Annotated in this window: 1 pseudogene; it reads left to right on the top strand. The window is 66.6% G+C overall.

The annotated features are described in order from the left end of the window. A pseudogene (locus M2103_RS13205) lies at nt 1-1,013 on the top strand (hypothetical protein); the annotation flags it as partial.

The following is a 1,013-nucleotide window of genomic DNA, read 5'->3' as shown; positions in this document are numbered from 1 at the left end:
GGCACGCTGGTGATGGCAAACGAGCACGCCATCAGCGTGAGCACCGCGACCGTCGCCGCCGGCGCGACCCTGCGCGTCGCCACCGGCAGCATGACCTGGAGCAACACCCTGACCGGCGAAGGTCTCCTGCACATAGACCTCGCCAACGCGACGGACGCCTTTTCTTTCAGCCCTTCAGCCTTCAGCCCTTCAGTCTTTTTCACTGGCACGGCCCTCTTCAACAACAGTGCCTATCTGTTTAACAACAACGCGCTCGCCGGCGCCGATGTGATCCTCGGCGCGAACAACACAACAACGGTCGCGAGCGGCACGCAGCAACTCGGCAACCTCACCATCGACGGCGGCGCGCTGGGCTTCACCCACGCGAGCGGCACGCAAGCCGAGGGCATCATCCGCACGGGCACGCTCGACGCCATCAGCGGCACGGTCACAGTCACCTCGACTTATAGCGGAAGCACGGGCCTGTTCGCCAAGCCGCTCCTGCAGCAGGACGAAGCCCACCGCGTGCGGCTCATCGACGCGATTGCGCTGAGTAACACCAACCTCACCCTCGCCGGCGGCACGACCGCGAGCGCCGCCATCAAGAACGCCGCATCAGTCACGACCGCGACGGCGACCTACGCGCAAACGCTCGATTACACTAACGGCCTCTCGATCACCTACGAACTCACGCAACTCGACCTCCTCGCGAACGAAACCACAACCCTCTCCGGCGACGCCGGGCCGCCCGCCGGCGGCGCGGAACTGCACGCGCTGATCACCGGCGCGGGCAACCTGCAAATCGACGCCACCCGCGCGATCACGCTCAACAACACTGCCAACACCTACACCGGCACGACCCTCGTGAACACCGGCACGCTCGTCAGCGGCACGAGCAACGCGCTCGGCAACACCGCATGGCTCGCCGTCACGAGCACCGCGGCCTACGACCTCAACGGCCACACGCAAACAATCGCCAACGGCGCGCGCATCGACGGCGCGCTGCACGGCACCGGCAGCCTCGGCCTCGGCGG

This window comes from Ereboglobus sp. PH5-5 (assembly GCF_029504805.1).
In the GTDB taxonomy this organism is placed as follows: Bacteria; Verrucomicrobiota; Verrucomicrobiia; order Opitutales; family Opitutaceae; genus Ereboglobus.
The sequence above is the reverse complement of the archived record's forward strand: the minus strand, read 5'-3'. Positions and strand labels throughout refer to the sequence as shown.